17 protein-coding genes are annotated in these 16,839 nt (G+C 60.7%); 5 read left to right on the top strand and 12 right to left on the bottom strand.

The window, feature by feature from the left end; all coding sequences use genetic code 11:
- Window positions 1-60 precede the first annotated feature (60 nt).
- On the top strand, window positions 61-522 hold the full coding sequence (locus tag RCH06_RS02865; RefSeq protein WP_327079916.1) for a CBS domain-containing protein: 462 nt from the start codon (window positions 61-63) through the stop codon (window positions 520-522).
- A gap of 266 nt (window positions 523-788) precedes the next feature.
- Here RCH06_RS02865 and uraD read toward each other — a convergent pair whose 3' ends face one another.
- Window positions 789-1,316: a 2-oxo-4-hydroxy-4-carboxy-5-ureidoimidazoline decarboxylase gene (uraD, locus tag RCH06_RS02860; protein WP_327079915.1), complete on the bottom strand. Its 528-nt coding sequence runs from the start codon at window positions 1,314-1,316 to the stop codon at window positions 789-791.
- A gap of 29 nt (window positions 1,317-1,345) precedes the next feature.
- A complete protein-coding gene (locus RCH06_RS02855) occupies window positions 1,346-2,695 on the bottom strand; it encodes an MFS transporter (protein ID WP_327079914.1) in 1,350 nt (449 codons plus the stop codon).
- Window positions 2,696-2,887: 192 nt separating this feature from the next.
- On the opposite strand from RCH06_RS02855, the gene RCH06_RS02850 reads away from it, so the two are divergent.
- Window positions 2,888-3,859: a LysR family transcriptional regulator gene (locus RCH06_RS02850; protein WP_327079913.1), complete on the top strand. Its 972-nt coding sequence runs from the start codon at window positions 2,888-2,890 to the stop codon at window positions 3,857-3,859.
- A gap of 43 nt (window positions 3,860-3,902) precedes the next feature.
- Here the strand turns inward: RCH06_RS02850 and RCH06_RS02845 are convergent, their stop codons facing one another.
- Window positions 3,903-4,412 carry a nucleoside deaminase gene (locus RCH06_RS02845; RefSeq protein ID WP_327079912.1) on the bottom strand — a complete coding sequence of 170 codons (510 nt, stop codon included), beginning with the start codon at window positions 4,410-4,412 and terminating at the stop codon, window positions 3,903-3,905.
- Between the two features lie 449 nt (window positions 4,413-4,861).
- Here RCH06_RS02845 and RCH06_RS02840 point away from each other — a divergent pair, with 449 nt between their 5' ends.
- A complete protein-coding gene (locus tag RCH06_RS02840) occupies window positions 4,862-5,170 on the top strand; it encodes a hypothetical protein (RefSeq protein WP_327079911.1) in 309 nt (102 codons plus the stop codon).
- 125 nt (window positions 5,171-5,295) lie between these two features.
- Here the strand turns inward: RCH06_RS02840 and RCH06_RS02835 are convergent, their stop codons facing one another.
- The 6 genes from RCH06_RS02835 to RCH06_RS02810 all read right to left on the bottom strand — a co-directional run bounded on the left by RCH06_RS02835 (window position 5,296) and on the right by RCH06_RS02810 (window position 11,988).
- Complete coding sequence (locus RCH06_RS02835; protein ID WP_327079910.1) at window positions 5,296-6,666, bottom strand: NAD-dependent succinate-semialdehyde dehydrogenase; 1,371 nt, start codon at window positions 6,664-6,666, stop codon at window positions 5,296-5,298.
- Between the two features lie 100 nt (window positions 6,667-6,766).
- Window positions 6,767-7,450, bottom strand: a complete 684-nt coding sequence (locus tag RCH06_RS02830) for a type 1 glutamine amidotransferase domain-containing protein (RefSeq protein WP_327079909.1) — start codon at window positions 7,448-7,450, stop codon at window positions 6,767-6,769.
- 168 nt (window positions 7,451-7,618) lie between these two features.
- Window positions 7,619-8,728, bottom strand: coding sequence for an alkene reductase (locus RCH06_RS02825; protein ID WP_327079908.1), 1,110 nt, complete (start codon window positions 8,726-8,728; stop codon window positions 7,619-7,621).
- A gap of 114 nt (window positions 8,729-8,842) precedes the next feature.
- The gene (locus tag RCH06_RS02820) at window positions 8,843-10,000 is read right to left on the bottom strand and encodes an iron-containing alcohol dehydrogenase (protein WP_327079907.1); all 1,158 of its coding nucleotides are present in this window, start codon (window positions 9,998-10,000) and stop codon (window positions 8,843-8,845) included.
- A gap of 95 nt (window positions 10,001-10,095) precedes the next feature.
- Window positions 10,096-10,701: a TetR/AcrR family transcriptional regulator gene (locus tag RCH06_RS02815; protein WP_327079906.1), complete on the bottom strand. Its 606-nt coding sequence runs from the start codon at window positions 10,699-10,701 to the stop codon at window positions 10,096-10,098.
- A 153-nt stretch (window positions 10,702-10,854) separates the two neighbouring features.
- Window positions 10,855-11,988, bottom strand: coding sequence for an RNA-guided endonuclease InsQ/TnpB family protein (locus RCH06_RS02810; protein ID WP_327079905.1), 1,134 nt, complete (start codon window positions 11,986-11,988; stop codon window positions 10,855-10,857).
- Window positions 11,989-12,095: 107 nt separating this feature from the next.
- Between RCH06_RS02810 and RCH06_RS02805 the strand changes: the two genes are divergently transcribed.
- Window positions 12,096-12,941 carry a PA4780 family RIO1-like protein kinase gene (locus tag RCH06_RS02805; RefSeq protein WP_327079904.1) on the top strand — a complete coding sequence of 282 codons (846 nt, stop codon included), beginning with the start codon at window positions 12,096-12,098 and terminating at the stop codon, window positions 12,939-12,941.
- A gap of 137 nt (window positions 12,942-13,078) precedes the next feature.
- On the opposite strand, the gene RCH06_RS02800 is transcribed toward RCH06_RS02805, so the two are convergent.
- Window positions 13,079-14,851 carry an ABC transporter ATP-binding protein gene (locus RCH06_RS02800; protein WP_327079903.1) on the bottom strand — a complete coding sequence of 591 codons (1,773 nt, stop codon included), beginning with the start codon at window positions 14,849-14,851 and terminating at the stop codon, window positions 13,079-13,081.
- A gap of 451 nt (window positions 14,852-15,302) precedes the next feature.
- On the opposite strand from RCH06_RS02800, the gene RCH06_RS02795 reads away from it, so the two are divergent.
- Window positions 15,303-15,470, top strand: coding sequence for a hypothetical protein (locus tag RCH06_RS02795; RefSeq protein WP_327079902.1), 168 nt, complete (start codon window positions 15,303-15,305; stop codon window positions 15,468-15,470).
- A gap of 173 nt (window positions 15,471-15,643) precedes the next feature.
- Here RCH06_RS02795 and RCH06_RS02790 read toward each other — a convergent pair whose 3' ends face one another.
- Window positions 15,644-15,775: a hypothetical protein gene (locus tag RCH06_RS02790; protein ID WP_327079901.1), complete on the bottom strand. Its 132-nt coding sequence runs from the start codon at window positions 15,773-15,775 to the stop codon at window positions 15,644-15,646.
- A 134-nt stretch (window positions 15,776-15,909) separates the two neighbouring features.
- Window positions 15,910-16,827: a LysR family transcriptional regulator gene (locus tag RCH06_RS02785; protein WP_327079900.1), complete on the bottom strand. Its 918-nt coding sequence runs from the start codon at window positions 16,825-16,827 to the stop codon at window positions 15,910-15,912.
- Window positions 16,828-16,839 lie beyond the last annotated feature (12 nt).

Below are 16,839 nucleotides of genomic sequence, written 5' to 3'. Positions count from 1 at the left end.
GTTTGACCCTGCCGCATTCGACGTGGCCGAAATCAACCAGTGGCTCCACCAGACTGAGTCTTGAATTTCAATACGGGTACTGGGCGGACGCTTACGCGCAAGCTGATTACCGTGACGCTGCAGACGCCTTTGCGCGACGCCTGGGCGCTGCTGCGCACGCACCGCATCAGGGCGCTGCCCGTGGTGGACAGCGATATGCGGGTGGTCGGCATCATCACGCTGGCCGATTTTTTGCGCGCAGCCGATCTGGATGTGTACGAAGGTTTTGACGGCAAGCTGAAAAAGCTCATCAACGCCACGCGCCGCATTTACTCAAAAAAACCCGAGGTCGTGGAGCACGTCATGATGCGCAACGTGCAAGTCGCCGGCATGCAGCAGCATCTGGTGGACCTGGTGCCGCTGTTTGGCACGACCGGTCACCACCACATTCCGATCCTTGACGAAGAAAAAAAATTGGTTGGCATCATCACCCAGTCCAATCTGGTGGCGGCGTTGGGGCGGGCTGCCGATCCGACGACCTGAGCGGCGTTGCCGCCTGAAGATGGCCCTAATCTGCAGGCTGCCGGGCTGCATGCGTTCTGGCCGGAAAACCGCTGATTTATCCATGAAAAGAGGCGCTTGTGCAGTCTGCACAAGCGCCTCCAGCTATTAATAAAGTAGCAAAGAATGCTTGATGTCTTGCCTTCTTTGCGGGTCAGTCAAATGCTTTGCCCCAGCCCTCCACCTTCAAGGCTGAAGTCAAGCGGCCTTTTCAGACTTTGCTGATACAGGCGCAGACGCCTGGGCTTTCAGGCCGCCAGCTTGGCTTGCACGCGCAGGCGCGTGATGGTGCCGATCTGCGACAGGGCTTCACTCAGTTCAGTGTCGCTGTCTCTTTCGATGCGGGTGCGCAGCTGGTCAAAAATCTCGTTCTTGCTGTAGCGCCGCACGGCAATGATGAACGGGAAACTGTGGCGGTCGAGGTAACGCTGGTTGAGCTGGCGCAGCTCGCCAACCTCGTTCTTGCTCAGCGCATTGAGGCCGGCGCTGGCCTGCTCGCCCACCGACTCGGTGGTCATCGTGCCGGCCTCGGCCTCTTTGCCGGCCAGTTCAGGGTGGCCGCACAAAAAAGCGATTTGCGTGTCGCGCGGCGCTGTGCGCACCACGCCGATCATGGCGCCATGCAAATCATCAATAGTCGCAAACGGCCTTGCCGCCCACGCCCCTTGGGCCACCCAGGGCGAATGCTCGAAGGTGCTGCCGAATGCGGCCACAAAGTCGTCTTGCTGCAGGGTGTTGACGGCGTCGAGGTCGAGCGCCTGTGTGGTGTCAGTCATGTCGGGTCATCCAGTCTTGTCAGGGGGATTCAATGAAAAGTGGCTTTGGTGGCCGCCACGGTTTTTTGAATGCGCGGAACGAACATCAGAATCAAAATCGTCGCGCAGATCTCGAACGCCGCCACCACGTACAGGCCGGTGGTCAGTTGGCCCGTCGAGGTCTTGATGACGCCCAGCATCCACGGTGCGCCAAAACCGGCCAGGTTGGCGACCGAGTTGATCAGCGCCACGCCGCCAGCGGCCGCAGCACCCGACAGGAACCGGTTGGGCATCTGCCAGAACACCGGAATGGCGCTCATGGTGCCGACGATGGCCAGTGCCAGCATCACCAGGGTCAGCAAGGGGCTGGTTTTGAGCAGCAAGGCAATCACCAGCAGCGAGACTGAACCCAGGGCGGCGGCCAGGCCACAGTGGTAGCGCGATTCCTGGTGTTTGTCGGAATGGATGCCGTTGAAAATCATGCCGGCCGCGCCGCACAGGTAGGCGGCAGCCATGATCCAGCCGACCGCCATCGGGCTGGTGAAGCCGACTTCCTTGACCAGCGTCGGGCCGTAAAACGTCAGCGACGAGTTGGCGGCGATGATGCAGAAATAAATCGCAATCATCAGCCAGATTTTTCCGTCCTTCAGCGAAGCCAGCAGGCTGTGCTCGCGGTGGCCCATTGCGGCCGAGTCGCGCTCCAGATCGGCGTGCACCAGCTTGCGTTCGCGCTCGGTCAGCCAATGGGCCTGCTCGGGTTTGTCGGTCAGGTAGAAATAAGTGGCGATGCCGGCCAGCACCGAAGGAATGCCTTCGATCAGGAACACCCACTGCCAGCCAGCCCAGCCGTTGACGCCGTTCAGCTGCGTCATGATGGTGCCTGCCAGCGGCCCGCCAATCACACCGGCGAAAGCCGAGGCTGACATGAACATGCCAAACGCCTTGGCGCGGCGGTCGTTGGGGAACCAGAAGGTCAGGTACAAGATGATGCCGGGGTAGAAGCCGGCCTCAAACACGCCCAGCAAAAAGCGCAGGAAATAAAACATGCCTGACGTTTTGACAAACATCATGGCGATGCTGGTCAGGCCCCAGCCAATCGTGATGCGCATGATGGTTTTTTTGGCGCCGATTTTTTGCAGCAGCAGGTTGCTGGGCACTTCAAAGAAAAAGTAGCCCAGAAAAAAGATGCCGGCACCCAGCCCGTAGATGGCTTCGCTCCATTTCAGGTCGTCCAGCATCGTCAGCTTGACGAAGCCGATGTTGACGCGGTCCAGCCAGGCCAGAATCCACAGCATCATCAAAAACGGAATCAACCGCATAAAAATTTTCTTGTAAATGCCGTCCAGTTCCGTCTTTGCGGGGGCTTGGTCGGCGGGCAGGGCAATGGTTGCAGTGCTCATGCTTGTCTCCGTGTAATAGTGGTTAAGCCAGGCTTGAAAAGCCTGCATCTGTCGCATCGGCGCCTGGGGGCACAGCGCGTTGCGACAGGTGGCCCCAGTCTAAGAACAAGCCTTCAATAATGCGCACCCCTGTTGTTATGAATGTCATAGCAGAATCGAATAACATGCCTTGATGACTACTGCCACCGCGCCATGAGCCGCCTTGCCGACCCGGTGGACAGCTACCTGCTGCGCGTGCTGGTGACGCTGGTAACCGAGCGCAACGTCTCGCGCACCGCCATCCGCCTTAACCAGTCGCAGCCCGCCATCAGCAGTGCCCTGAAGCGCTTGCGCGAGGTCTTTGGCGACCCGCTTCTGGTGCGCGAAAAAGGCGGCATGGCGCCCACCGACCGCGCCTTGGTGCTGCGCGAGCAGGCGCGGCGCGCGCTGGGCGAGATTGACGCGATGCTGACCGGTGCCGAAGCGTTCGATCCAGCCTCCAGCCTGCAGACCTTTCGCCTGGGCTCGCCCGATTTCATCGTGACCACCTTTCTGGCCGGGGCGGTAGAACGCTTTTGCCGGGCAGCGCCCCGTGCCCGGCTGGTGGTGCAGCCGCTGGGCGCGGTGTTTGACTATGAAAGCGCACTGGCCACGGGCGAGCTTGATGTGGTGATTGGCAACTGGCCGCAACCGCCGCAGCAGCTGCACCTGTCGGTGCTGCTGGAAGACGACGTCGTCTGCCTGATGAACCGCAACGACCCGCGTGCCGGCGGCATGACGCGCGAACAATATCTGGCAGCGCGTCACCTGGTGCCGCTGCCGTATTCGCAATCTCAGCGGGGCGTGGTGGACACCTATCTGGCCAACCAGCGCGTGGCGCGCGATGCCCGCGTGACAGTGCCTTACTTTGAGCTGGCGCCGCACTTGCTGGTGAACACCGACCTGGTGTTCACCACCGGACGCCACTTTGCCGAACACTTTGCGCGCAGCATGCCGCTGACGGTTTCAAGCCCGCCATTTGACTTTCCGCGCATGCGCTTTTACCAGCTCTGGCACGAGCGCTCGCACCATGCGGCGGCACACCGCTGGTTTCGTAAGCTGCTGTCGGATGCGGCCAGCGATGTGGCCAAGGCGCTTCCCGCTGCCAATCGCCCGATGTCGAGCGAAGGCGCTGGCAGCGATTAAAGCCGTTGCCGGCGCTCAGGATTCAGGGGAGCAAGTAGGACGTTCAGCGGCTGCGGCGCGCTGCGGCTTCGTGCAGCACCGCCATGGCTTCGTCTCCCAGCACCGGGCCATCGACCTGCATCGCAGGCGAGGCACCCGCCACCACTTCAACGCAGCGGATCGGCAGCGACTCGCCACCAAACAGGGCCGACATTTGCGGATTGGTCGCGCCATACACCACGCGCTGCACGCCAGCCCAGAACATCACGCCGGTACACATGGCGCACGGCTCGCCGCTGGCGTAGACCGTGCTGCCCTTGACGGCATCCGCGCCCAGGCGCGCCGTGACCTCGCGCACCGCAACGACTTCGGCGTGCGCCATGCCGTCGCCGCTGGTCACTTGCGTGTTGCCCGCCACCTGCAAAACCTCGCCACTGGCTGACACCAGCGTCGCGCCATAAGGCTGGTTGCCGGCGTCAAGCGCCTCGCGGGAGGCGGCAATCGCCATGCGCATCGCGGCCAGTTCGTGGGGAGCCAGGTTGGCGGATGGGTGATTGTCGGAATGAAGCGGCATGGGGCTGTCTTTCTTGGGGTGAATGGATGCTTGCGAGCGGCCAAGTGTAGGAAACCAAACGGTTTGAAGGGCAGGCAGGGGTAACCGACATTGCGGTATAAGCCCCCGGGCGCACCAATGGGCAATCTGACGCGCCAAAATGCCACGCGGCCATTGACGCCACTGCCCCAATCGCAATTCATGCGGCTTTCAGCGCTCGGCGCCAACCGCCACGCGCGTAAAACTGACGCGCCACGTTCATATTGACGAACAGCGCAGGAAAAGCTGTACGGCGTTTTGCAGCGCACTGGCGCTTGTCCGGATTCAATCCCTGCCAGCTGCATGCACTGCGGCGGGGTGTCTAATCCAGCCATGAACAAAAATCGCAGCGCCAGTCCCACTGCGTTGGGCAGGGCGCAGCGTGCCGGTGGTTGCGTGGTGTTCTCATGCTGTTTGCAGGAGCCGTCAAAATGAGTGTTTCGTGGTATTCAAAAAATCTGGGTGACGGTGTCTGGGCTTACAGCGTCATGGATCAGGTGAAAGACACGTTTGGCCCGCTTTTCGTGCTGGCCGGTGAGCCGCTGGACATGGCGGTGTTCACCCGCTACGAATCCGAGGGGCGCTTGCAATGCGAAGTGATGGCCTATTTTTCTCCGGCGGCTGCCACCGTGGCCCATGTGTTCGATGCCGCGCCCTGCGACAAGCCGCAGCTGGACAATCTGGATTTGCTCGGCGGTGATGCGCGTTGCTGGCCTCTTCTTTTTCCGGAAAACAAGTAAAAACCCCGCGTGGCGCATGCCACACGGGGTTTTATTGCTACGCAGTTGATAGCGATTTTGAAGCGGGCTTTCGTGGCCCGCAACGGCTGAAACCGCTGACTGGCCGCGTCAGCAGCCGCTCAAACTCAACTGACCCGGATCAGTTTTTTGTTCACGAATTCCTGGATGCCCGCGCCTGACAGCTCGCGGCCATAGCCTGAATTCTTCACGCCGCCAAACGGCAGTTCCGGCGACGATGCAGCGCCCGAGTTGATGAACACCATGCCGGTGTCGATGCGCCGCGCCACGCGCTTGCCGCGCTCAATGTCCTGCGTAAACACCGAGCCGCCTAGGCCAAACGGTGAATCATTGGCCAGCGCCACAGCCGCATCTTCGTCGGCGACGCGGAAGAACAGCGCCACCGGGCCAAAGAACTCCTGCATGTACGCCGGGTTGCCTTTGTCGATGTCGGCCAGCACGGTCGGCTGCATGAAAGCGCCTTCATGGCCTTCAATGCGTTTGCCGCCCATCAGCACGCGTGCGCCGCCAGCGACTGCCTCGTCCACCTGGCCGATCAGGTTCTTCAGGGCTTCGCTAGAGGACAGCGGTGCCAGCGTGGTCTGCTTGTCCATCGGGTCGCCGGGCTTGAAGTTTTCCAGCGCCGCCTGGAATTTCTTCAGGAAACCGTCCGCCATTGATTCGACCACGATGAAACGCTTGGACGCGGTGCAGGCCTGGCCTGAATTGCTCATGCGGCCGCTGACGGCATGCTTGACGGCCTTGTCGAGGTCGGCGTCGTCCAGCACGATGAAGGCGTCGCTGCCGCCAAGTTCCATCGTCGTTTTCTTCAGGTTTTGTCCGGCTCGTGCGGCCACCACGGCACCGGCGGCTTCGCTGCCGGTCAGCGCCACGGCGCGAATACGCACGTCGTCAATCACCTGCGCCACCTGGTCCTTGGAGATGAACAGGTTGGTGTAAGCGCCAGCGGGTGCACCGGCTTCAAGCATCAGCCGCTCCCAGGCCAGCGCGCACTGCGGCACGCTCGACGCGTGCTTGATCATCACCACGTTGCCGGCCATCAGGTTGGGCGCGGCAAAGCGGGCGATCTGGTAGTACGGGTAGTTCCACGGCTCGACGCCAAACAGCACGCCGATGGGGCTGCTTTCGACCATCGCTTCGCCCTTGGGCGTGGCGATTTTTTCAGGCGCCAAAAAGGCCTCGGCATGCTCGGCGTAGTAATCAAGAATGGCCGCGCTCAAAGCAACCTCGCCCAGGCTTTGCGGCAGCAGCTTGCCCATTTCCAGCGTGATCAGCTCGGCAAACTCTTGCGGGCGCTCGCGCAGGATGGCGGCGGCGCGAGCCAGCACGGCCGAGCGCTCGGCAAAGCTTTTGGCGCGCCATTCGTTTTCAAAACAACTAGACGCTTGGCTGAGTTTTTCTTCCAGCGCGGCATCGTTGATTTCGTCAAATTTCTGCAGGACTTTTCCGTTGTAGGGATTGGTACTTTGGTAGGCCATGGTTTCCTTTTTGATCGGTTGACAGACAGACTATTAAAGCCGTGGGCGGCATGCCTGACCATCGGCGGTCAAGCTGCGCGCCCGTAGGGTATTGCGTGACTTATTCGCCCTTGAGCTGGCGCACCACGGCCAGCGCTGCCGCTTCTGACGAGGCCGGGTTCTGGCCGGTGATCAGCTTGCCGTCGGTGACGACATACGACTGCCAGTCCGCGCCCTTGCTGTAGTGACCGCCGTTTTTCACCAGCATATCTTCAACCAGGAAAGGCACGATGTCGGTCAGTTGCACGCCGGCTTCTTCGGTGTTGGTAAAGCCGGTGACTTTCTTGCCCTTGACCAGCGGTGAGCCGTCGGCGGCTTTCACATGGCGCAGCACGCCGGGCGCATGGCAAACGGCAGACACCGTTTTGCCGGCAGCGGCCATGGATTCGATCAATTTGATCGAATCGGCGTCTTCGGCCAAATCCCACAGCGGGCCGTGGCCGCCGGGGTAAAACAGCGCGTCAAAGCCATCGCCTGACACTTCCGACAGCTTGCCGGTGTGGGCCAGTGCGGCCTGCGCAGCGGCGTCGGCCTTGAAGCGGCGCGTGGAATCGGTTTGTGCGTCCGGCTCATCGCTTTTCGGGTCGAGCGGCGGCTGGCCGCCTTTGGGCGACACCAGCGTCACGTCGGCGCCCGCATCCTTGAAGGCGTAATAAGGCGCGGCAAATTCTTCCAGCCAGAAGCCGGTTTTCTTGCCGGTGTTGCCGAGCTGGTCGTGCGAGGTGAGAACCATCAGAATTTTCATGTCATGTCCTTTTTTGCGCCGTTTCCTGGCTCAGCCGGGGCAGGAACGGGCAGTGGGTGAGGTCAAAATGGCTGAACGGCAACTGTTTATCAATGAAAAATTGCTTTTGCGCAAGTACCACGGGCACAAGCAGCTATTTATTTAATAGCAGCTTGCGGCGCGCGTGTTTTACGCCTGCGGCAAGTCCAGCGTCGGGTAATCGGTGTAACCGTGTGCGCCGCCGCCGTAGAACGTCGTGCGGTCGGGTTTGTTGAGTGCCGCGCCCTGGCGGAAACGCGCAACCAGATCAGGGTTGGCAATAAAGGGCCGGCCAAAGGCGACGGCGTCAGCCGTGCCTTGCTCAATCAGCGCTTCGGCATCGGCTGCGGTGTAGCCGCCGCAGAAAATCAGCGCGCCGTTGAAGGCCGCGCGAAGCTGCGCGCGGAAGGCGTCGCTCAGTTCGGGGCCACCGGCCCAGTCGGGTTCGGCAATGTGCAAATAAGCAATGCCGCGTTCGCTGAAGGCGTTGGCCAGGTACAGCGCGCTGGCTTCGGCCTCGGCGTCGTTGATGCCTTGCGCCACGAAATGCGGCGACATGCGCACGCCGACCTGCTTGGCGCCGATGACTTCAATCACCGCATCAAGCACTTCGAGCGTCAGGCGGGCGCGGTTTTCCAGGCTGCCGCCGTAGGCGTCGGTACGCTGGTTGCTGTTGGTCGACAAGAACTGCTGCAGCAGATAGCCATTGGCCGCATGCACTTCCAGAAAGTCAAAGCCGGCCCGCTGGCCGCGCTCTGCCGCCTGGCGGTATTGCGCGACGATGCCGGGCAGCTCTTCAGTTGCCAGCGCGCGCGGCATTTCGGTCGGCACGTTTTCTTGCTTGCCATCGGGCTGGATCACGAAGCACTGTGCGCCTTCGGCAATCAGCGCTGACGGCGCGACCGGGGCCGCACCGTTTTCCTGCAGCAGCGAATGCGAGACGCGGCCCACGTGCCAGAGCTGCAGCGAAATATGGCCGTAATTGGCATGCACGGCTTTCACTACGTCGGTCCAGCCGGCTTCCTGGGCATCGGTGTAAATGCCGGGCGTCAGGGCGTAACCCTGGCCTTGGCGCGACACCTGGGTGGCTTCGGTGACGATCAGGCCGGCACTGGCGCGCTGGGTGTAGTACTCGGTATTGAGGGCAGTAGGGATGTCGCCCGGCTGGCCGGCCCGCGAGCGGGTCAGCGGCGCCATGACGACGCGGTTGGGCAGCGTGGTGTTGCCCATCTTCAGGGGGGCGAGGAGTTTTTTCAGCATTGGGATTTTCTGGGTTAAGGAATAAAAATGAGGCTGTTTTTGCCAAGAGTGCTGGTACAACAGTCCGGGCTGCGGGTTTCAGACGTTCGCAGTGACCGCAGGAACGCCAGCGCCTTACAGCGCCGCTTCCAGAATCGTCCGGCTGACTTGCGGCGTGATGTCCTTGTGTTCGCCCAGGCTGGTCATGCCGTGGCTTTCAAGTTGCTTGACCACCGCATCGACCGCTTCGCTGCCGAGGTCGTAGCCCGACAGGCGGGTGCTGATGCCCACGCTTTCAAAAAACGCGCGGGTGCGGGCGATGGCCGCGTCAATCCGCTCGTCGTCGGTGCCGCTGGTGATGTGCCAGACGCGCTCGGCGTATTGCAGCAGCTTGGCGCGTTTGGTCTTGCGCTGCACATTGAGCAGCGAAGGCAGCACGATGGCCAGCGTGCGCGCATGGTCGATGCCATACAGCGCCGTCAGTTCGTGGCCGATCATGTGCGTGGCCCAGTCCTGCGGCACACCGGCACCGATCAGCCCATTAAGCGCCAGCGTAGCGGTCCACATCAAATTGGCGCGCGTGTCGTAGTCTTCCGGTTCCGCCAGCGCCTTGGGGGCAATTTCAATCAGCGTTTGCAGCAGGCCTTCGGCAAAGCGGTCTTGCGCCAGGCCCTGCACCGGGTAGGTCATGTACTGCTCGACGGTGTGGACAAATGCATCGACGATGCCGTTGGCGATCTGCTTGGTGGGCAGCGTGAAGGTCTTGGTTGGGTCGAGCACCGAGAACACCGGAAACACGTGGCGGCTCGAGAAAGCCAGCTTGGTGTGCGTGGCCTTGCGGGTCACGACCGCGCCGTTGTTCATTTCCGACCCCGTGGCGGGCAAGGTCAGCACCGTGCCAAAGGGCAGGGTGCGGGTCACGTTGCTACCGTGCTTAAGCAAGATGTCCCACGCATCGCCGTCAAAGCAAGCGGCTGCTGCGACAAACTTGGTGCCGTCAATCACCGAGCCGCCGCCAACGGCCAGCAAAAAGTCGATCTTTTCATGCTTGACCTGCTCGACCGCTTTCATCAGCGTTTCGTAGGTTGGATTCGGTTCGATGCCGCCAAACTCCTGCACCACGCGCTCACCCAGCGCGGCCCTGACTTCGGCCAGCGTGCCGGTCTTCTCGGCACTGGCGCCGCCGTACAGAATCAGCACTTTGGCGCTGGCGGGCACCAGGTTGGCCAGCTCGGCGACCTTGTCAGGTCCGAAAACGATTTGGGTGGGGTTGTAAAACTCAAAACTCTGCATGCGTATCTCCTGAATTAGACCAGTCGGCTAATAGTTGTGAAAAAAAATGGCACGCAGGGCGGGCGCCGTGCGGGCCGGATGGTGGGTAAAAAAACTCAGGCGGCGCTCTGCCGTGGCAGTTTCAGCAAGCCCAACGTGGCGGTCATGGCGGCGTCCATCGCGCTGCGTTCGCGCCGTACTTTGGTCAGCAGGGCCGCACCCAGCCACAACTCGTACAGCGACAGCGCCGTCTGGTGGGCATCAAAGTCACTGGACAGCGAACTGTCCGCCAAGCCTTCTGCAATGCACTGGCCCAGCCGTTCAATAATCTGGTTGGTGCCGCGCAGCAAGGCCACGCGCATGGCTTCGGACATGTCCGACACCTCGCCGCTCAGCTTCACGACCAGGCAGTTGCATTCGGTGGTCTGGCCGTCGCCGGTGCGCGTCCAGCTTTGCCAGTAGCGCAGCAGGCGCTCTGCGGCCGGCGTTCCGTCGGGCTGGAGCAGCTGTTCAACGTGGATAAGGTAGTCCCGCATATAGCTGTCGACCAGCGCTTCGCCAAAGGCTTCCTTGGATTTGAAGTAATGGTAGAACGAGCCCTTGGGCACCCGGGCCGTGGCCAGGATTTCGTTCAGTCCGACCGCCGAGAACCCCTTGCCCAAAATAATGCTGCGTCCCGTGTCGAGGATGTGCTGCTTGACATCCGTGTGCTCGTTGCTCATGGGCTGGAGTCTACCGGCTAAATTAGACCAGTCGTCTAGTGTGGTTTTTCAGTGCGGCTGCCTGGAATTTTTGCCGGGCACAATGGCAGGCTTGACTGCTCCCCTCCCTAAAGGAAGGGGATTCCCAATTCACCGAATCCAACCCGAAAGCACCTAAATGCCGACAGGATTTACAGACTCTCCAAGGGCTGACACCGCCAGTCCGGCGGCCAAAATATTACGCGCTGCGTTGATGTCCCGGTCGTGGGTTGATCCACATTCCGGGCAGGTCCATTCGCGCACCTTCAATGGCATGTTGACGGTGGTATATCCGCAGTCTGAGCAGCGCTTGCTCGACGGATACCAGCGGTCAATGCCCACCAGCTCTCGCCCGTACCAGCGTGATTTGTACGCTAACTGCCGCACAAACTCCGCCCAGCCCGCATCTGAGATGGATTTGGCCAAGCAGTGGTTCTTTTTCATGTTGGCGACGGCAAGGCTTTCGACGGCGATCACTTGGTTTTCGTTGACCAGCCGGGTTGAGAGTTTGTGCAGAAAATCCTTGCGGGCGTCTGCCGTTTTAGCGTGCAGTCTGGCGACTTTGCATGCCGCCTTGATGCGGTTTTTTGATCCTTTTTGTTTTTTCGCCAAGCGGCGCTGGAGCTTGACGAGTTGGGCTTCGTTCTTGCGAAACGTGTTGGGTGCGGCCACCTTCTCGCCGGTCGAGAAAATGGCGAAATGGGTCAACCCCAGATCGATGCCGATTTTTCCGACTACGGCGGGCTTGACCTCTACCGTGTCATTGCACAGCAGCGAGACAAAATACCGGCCTGCTGCATCTTTGGACACCGTGGCCGTGGTCAGCTTGGCCGCTTTGGGCAGAGTGCGTGACCAACGAATAGCCAGCGGTGCATCCATCTTGGCCAGCTTCAAAGTCTTGCCGTCCCACTTGAAGGCGCTACTGGTGTATTCGGCGGCCTGCCGGTCGTGCTTTGATTTGAACGTCGGGTACTGGGCGCGCTTGGCAAAAAAATTTCCGAAAGCCGTCTGCAGGTGGCGCAGCGCCTGCTGCACCGGCACCGAACTGACTTCGTTCAGCCACGCAAACTCGGGCTGCTTTTTTAAAGCCGTCAGCGCAGCGGAGGTTTCGTGGTAACCGACCTTTTTCTGTTCCTTGAACCACGCATCGGTGCGCAGCCGAAGCATGTGGTTGTAGGCAAAGCGCGCACAGCCAAACGTCCGGGCCAGCATCACTTCCTGCTCGGGCGTTGGGTAAAACCGGAATCGGTAAGCGCGCTTGATTTCCACTCACCTACTTTATACAAAATGTGTAAATTCAACAATCCTTTCGACAGCTTCGCTGCCGCCCTCTACCTCCCCGGCCTGAAGGCCGGGGTTTCTCGGGAAGTCAACTGATGAAAGCACCTCCAAGACTCCAATCCCTCGTTGAAGAGGGCCTGATCGATACCGTCGTCCGCCAGCTCATGAGCGGCAAGGAAGCGATGGTCTATGTGGTTCGCTGCGGCGATGACACCCGCTGCGCCAAAATCTACAAGGAAGCCGACCAGCGCAGCTTTCGCCAGGCGGTTGACTACACCGAAAACCGCAAGGTCAAGAACAGCCGCCAAGCCCGCGCGATGGCCAAGGGCACGAAGTTTGGCCGCCAGGCCAGCGAAGCCGCCTGGCAAAGCGCCGAGGTCGATGCGCTGTACAAGCTGGCCGACGCCGGCGTGCGCGTGCCCCAGCCGTACAACTTTTGCGACGGCGTGTTGCTGATGGAACTGGTGACCGACGCCAACGGTGACGCCGCGCCGCGCCTGAACGACGTTGATTTCACGCCCGAAGACGCGCGCCGCCACCATGCCAGTTTGATTATTGAAGTCATCCGCATGCTGTGCGCTGGCGTCGTCCACGGCGACCTGTCCGAGTTCAATATTTTGCTGGCCGAAGACGGCCCGGTCATCATCGACCTGCCGCAAGCAGTAGACGCCGCCGGCAACAACCACGCCAACCGCATGCTGCTGCGCGACGTGGCGAATCTGCGCAATTTCTTTGGCCGTTTCGCGCCCGATTTGCTGAAGATCGACTACGGCAACGAGATGTGGGATTTGTACCAGCGCGGCGTGCTCTACCCCGACACGGTATTGACCGGCCATTTCAAGCGCAAGACCGGGCCGGTGGACCTGGGCGGCGTGCTGCGCGAGATTGACGACGCCAGCGCCGAAGAAGCCGCGCGCCGGGTGCGCATGGCGCAGCCGTAGCGCGGCATTCCCCTGATGGCGTGAAAGGCGCCTGACAGATTTTGCTACTGAATCAATAGCTGCTAGCGCCCGCCAGTTATGCGCAAGCGGCATGTTTGATGCATAAACCGTGGTTTGCAGGCCCAAACCAACCCGCTTTAATCCTCCATCGATTCCGGGACATGCCGGCTCGGCCGCTCACCAATCTGCTGGCGCCACATCGCGTAGTACAGCCCTTTAGCTTCCAGCAGTTCGGCATGGCTGCCGCTTTCCACGATGCTGCCTTTTTCCAGCACAAAAATGGTGTTGGCATGCATGATGGTCGACAGCCGGTGCGCAATCAACAGCGTGATGCGGCTGCTGCTCGCCGACAGCTGGCGCACGGTGCGGGTGATTTGCTCCTCGGTGATCGAGTCCAGCGCCGACGTGGCCTCGTCAAAAATCAACAGGCGCGGATGGCGGATCAAGGCGCGGGCAATCGACAGCCGCTGCTTTTCGCCGCCCGAGAGCTTCATGCCCATCTCGCCGATGACCAGGTCCAGTCCCTCGGGCGATTTGGCCAGCAGGTAGGCACACGAGGCCTTTTCCATGGCGGCAATGATTTCGTCGTCGGTCGCGTCGGGTTTGACGAACTGCAGGTTCTCGCGCAGTGTGCCGGCGAACAGATGCGTTTCCTGCGTCACAAAGCCGATTTGCCGCCGCACCTCGTTGTAGCGCAGGTCGCGGGTGGTGATGCCGTTGTAGAACACCTGGCCGCTGGCCGGCGTGTACAGGCCGACCAATAACTTGACCAGCGTGGACTTGCCCGAGCCCGACGGGCCGACAAAGGCAATGGTGTCGCCCAGGCCGGCTGAAAACGACAGCGACTCCAGCGCGTTGTCGGCAGCGCCCTTGTGGCGAAAGCTGACATCGGTAAAGTGCACTGACGTGACCGGCCCGATCTTCACTGGCAACTCGGGTCGCCGCTCGACCGGCTTTTTCATCAGCGCATCAAAGTTCAGCAGCGACGCATCGACTTCCCGGTAGGCGACGATTACGTTGCCCAGTTCCTGCAAGGGCGCAAAAATCGCCACCGAGATGAACTGCATGGCGATCAGCTCGCCGGTGCTCAGCACATCACGAAAAATCAGCCACAGCAAGGCAAACAAAATCGCCAGCTTGAGCAGGCTCAGCGTGCTGCCCTGCAAAAAGGACAGCAGCCGGATGCGCCTGACTTTTTTCATCTCCAGCGCGAATATTTTCATCGTCTGCGCCTGCAGCCGCCGGATTTCGGGAAAGGTCAGGCCCAGGCTCTTGATCAGTTCAATGTTGCGCAGCGACTCGGTGATAAAGCCCGAGTTGCGGTTGGTCTCGCGCACGATGGAGCGTTGCTGGGTCTTGATCTCGCGGCTCAGCAGCCCGGTCAGCCCGCCCATTAGCAGCACGCCGATCAAAAACACCGGCACCAGCAGCCAGTGCTTGGTCACCGAATACCAGGTCAGGAACGCAATGCCGACGACGGCGGCGAACAGCGTGTTGATGAAGGCGTTGATAAAGCGCTCGCTGTCGGCACGCACTTTTTGCAGCAGCGCCAGTGTTTCGCCACTGCGCAAATCCTCGAATTCCTGGTATTTCAGGCGCAGCACCTGGCGCAGCCCGTCGTTGAAGATTTGCGTGCCGAACTTCTGCACCAGCAGCCGCGTTGCATAGTCCTGCAATGTCTTGGCCAGCCGCGACAGCACGGCGACGCCGACTGCCAGCCCCAACAGCGACAGCACGCCCGACACCAGTTCGGCTTCGGTCTTGCCGGCACCCCCGATGGCGTAGTCGTCGATGATCCGGCCAAAGATGATGGGATCGACCAGCGCCAGCACCTGGCTGATGGCCGCCAGCAGCAGCGCCAGCGCGGCAAGCGCGCGGTGCGGCCGCACATAAGTCCACAAAATGTGCATCGTTTTCCTTTGCAAGTGTTCAAAAAGCCCGCAACATGTGGCGGCTTGCGTCACCCTTTCATACCGTCCGCGACAGTCACTTTGGCAGATGGATTTTGTCTTACCTTGCCTCTGGGCAAGCCGGTCAGGGCGCTGCATGGGTGACATGCGACGTTAAGCGTTGTGTTTCGCTGGGTGCGCCGTGGTCATGGCCTGAATTCATGTCCGCTGGTCAGTGTGTATCCCGCTGAAGCCGCAGGCCTGTTCCCGCAACCCAACCTCTGAAAATTACGAGTGGAGACTTTTCCCTGAAAAACATAGTGCTTACGATACGGCTTCGTAACCGCTACACCACAAATTCCAATCGAAAAAGCGCAAGACTTGGACGTTATTTTGACTTTGCCGGCAGGGCTGACGCCGGCTGTCGACTGGACGGTTGAAGGAGGAGGCAATTTTCGACACGGAGCCCATCATGCCCAGGCCTCAGTACCGGATTGAAAGCAGCGGCACCCTTAAAAGTAGTTTGTTGTTGCCCATCAATTTCAATCATATCTACCACGACAGTTCGCTGGCAGTAGTAGTGGCAGTGGCAGCCAAAAGCAGGACTGCACCGGAGCGTGAAGAAATCCGGGTGGTGTAAATTTCCAGTGGAGAAGTGATTTTTCGCACCAAATGCACAGGCTGACAGCTCACGCTGTTTGCGGCGTGCCTGCTTGACCTGTCTCGAATTGCGACTGATAAAGCTGCCAGTGAGCCATGCCGCGTAAAGGCCAATGCTTGTTCGTCACAGCCTTCCTGCTTGGCGCTTCCGGCTCAAATCTGAAAGTCGGAGTCCACCGTCAAAGCGGCGTGCTCGTTGAAGCGCGGTTCTTTGTCAATGGCAGCGGCGCGGGCGCGGGCGCGGGTACGGGCGGCCATAGCCAGTGTCGCCCGGTGATAGTCCATGCGGAAAAAAATCTGTAATGCCGATAGTTTCGCTGCGAGGCTGAGGCGTCTTCTCCAGCGGGAAAAGCGCAGATTGGCCCCATGCGCATGTTCAGCTCAGGCTAACTCGGCGCGTGATTCGTTGGCACTTATGGTCATTCCAGCTCCATTTGCTCGCAGTGCGCCACGAAGCGTTGGAGATTGCCGGACAAACGCTTCTGGCGGTGATGAACCAGATAGAAGCGGCGCGTCAGTCGGGGCAGGGTGGTTCGCAACACGACCAGTCGGGACAGCGTCAACAAGTCCTGCACCGCGCACAACGACAAACACGCCAGCCCGAGTCCTTCTGCCGCCGCCTGTTTGATGGCTTCTGTACTGCCAAGCTGCATGGCGTCGTTCATGTGGTGCAGGTGCGGCAGCAAGGCATGCTCCACCGCTTCACGTGTGCCCGAGCCCGGCTCTCTTAGTAGCCACCGTGTTTCGCGCAGAGATTTCAGGGGTACGCGAGCCTCCGCAGCGCCCTGTGCCAGTGCATGCGTGGGCGCGGCCACGATGACCAGCTCGTCTTCCAGCCAGGCTTCTGCGCGAACCTCTGCTTCGCGGCAAGGCCCCTCAATCAGCCCCATGTCGACTTCGAGACGGGCCACCGATTCGGCCACGTCGCGCGTGTTCCCAATCACCACATCGACTGCCGTGCCAGGCCATGCCTTCAAGTAGCTGGCCACCAGTGCCGGCAGCAAGTAATTGCCAATGGTCGTGCTGGCACCCACGCGAAGGCGGGTCGCCATAGGCGCAGTTGTGGCGCCGCTGCCGCCAAGCCCGAAGTGGTTTTCGATCTCCTGCACACCGTCCAGTAAGGCTCGGGCTTGGGGCAGCAATGCGCGACCGTTGTCGTTGAGCAGCAACCGCTTGCCGATGCGGTCAAACAGTTGCGTGCCGAGCAGGCTTTCCAATTCGTTCAGTGCGCCGCTGGTGGCTGACTGGGACAGCGAGACGCTTACCCCCGCAGCAGTGGTACTGCCGGTGTCGGCGACCGCCGTAAAAATGAGCAATTGACGCAAGGTCAGACGCATACAGGTGTCCTG

It is taken from the genome of Polaromonas sp. CG_9.5 (genome assembly GCF_035984465.1).
Lineage (GTDB): Bacteria > Pseudomonadota > Gammaproteobacteria > Burkholderiales > Burkholderiaceae_C > Polaromonas.
Note: the sequence above shows the minus strand (reverse complement) of the source record. Positions and strands in the feature narration are given on the sequence as shown.

What these genes read in the sequence shown, in the direction of transcription:
- uraD (WP_327079915.1), bottom strand. Translation starts at nt 1,316, where the DNA reads ATGACTGACACCACACAGGCGCTCGACCTCGACGCCGTCAACACCCTG.
- RCH06_RS02855 (WP_327079914.1), bottom strand. Translation starts at nt 2,695, where the DNA reads ATGAGCACTGCAACCATTGCCCTGCCCGCCGACCAAGCCCCCGCAAAG.
- RCH06_RS02850 (WP_327079913.1), top strand. Translation starts at nt 2,888, where the DNA reads ATGAGCCGCCTTGCCGACCCGGTGGACAGCTACCTGCTGCGCGTGCTG.
- RCH06_RS02845 (WP_327079912.1), bottom strand. Translation starts at nt 4,412, where the DNA reads ATGCCGCTTCATTCCGACAATCACCCATCCGCCAACCTGGCTCCCCAC.
- RCH06_RS02840 (WP_327079911.1), top strand. Translation starts at nt 4,862, where the DNA reads ATGAGTGTTTCGTGGTATTCAAAAAATCTGGGTGACGGTGTCTGGGCT.
- RCH06_RS02835 (WP_327079910.1), bottom strand. Translation starts at nt 6,666, where the DNA reads ATGGCCTACCAAAGTACCAATCCCTACAACGGAAAAGTCCTGCAGAAA.
- RCH06_RS02830 (WP_327079909.1), bottom strand. Translation starts at nt 7,450, where the DNA reads ATGAAAATTCTGATGGTTCTCACCTCGCACGACCAGCTCGGCAACACC.
- RCH06_RS02825 (WP_327079908.1), bottom strand. Translation starts at nt 8,728, where the DNA reads ATGCTGAAAAAACTCCTCGCCCCCCTGAAGATGGGCAACACCACGCTG.
- RCH06_RS02820 (WP_327079907.1), bottom strand. Translation starts at nt 10,000, where the DNA reads ATGCAGAGTTTTGAGTTTTACAACCCCACCCAAATCGTTTTCGGACCT.
- RCH06_RS02815 (WP_327079906.1), bottom strand. Translation starts at nt 10,701, where the DNA reads ATGAGCAACGAGCACACGGATGTCAAGCAGCACATCCTCGACACGGGA.
- RCH06_RS02805 (WP_327079904.1), top strand. Translation starts at nt 12,096, where the DNA reads ATGAAAGCACCTCCAAGACTCCAATCCCTCGTTGAAGAGGGCCTGATC.
- RCH06_RS02800 (WP_327079903.1), bottom strand. Translation starts at nt 14,851, where the DNA reads ATGCACATTTTGTGGACTTATGTGCGGCCGCACCGCGCGCTTGCCGCG.
- RCH06_RS02795 (WP_327079902.1), top strand. Translation starts at nt 15,303, where the DNA reads ATGCCCAGGCCTCAGTACCGGATTGAAAGCAGCGGCACCCTTAAAAGT.
- RCH06_RS02790 (WP_327079901.1), bottom strand. Translation starts at nt 15,775, where the DNA reads ATGGACTATCACCGGGCGACACTGGCTATGGCCGCCCGTACCCGCGCC.
- RCH06_RS02785 (WP_327079900.1), bottom strand. Translation starts at nt 16,827, where the DNA reads ATGCGTCTGACCTTGCGTCAATTGCTCATTTTTACGGCGGTCGCCGAC.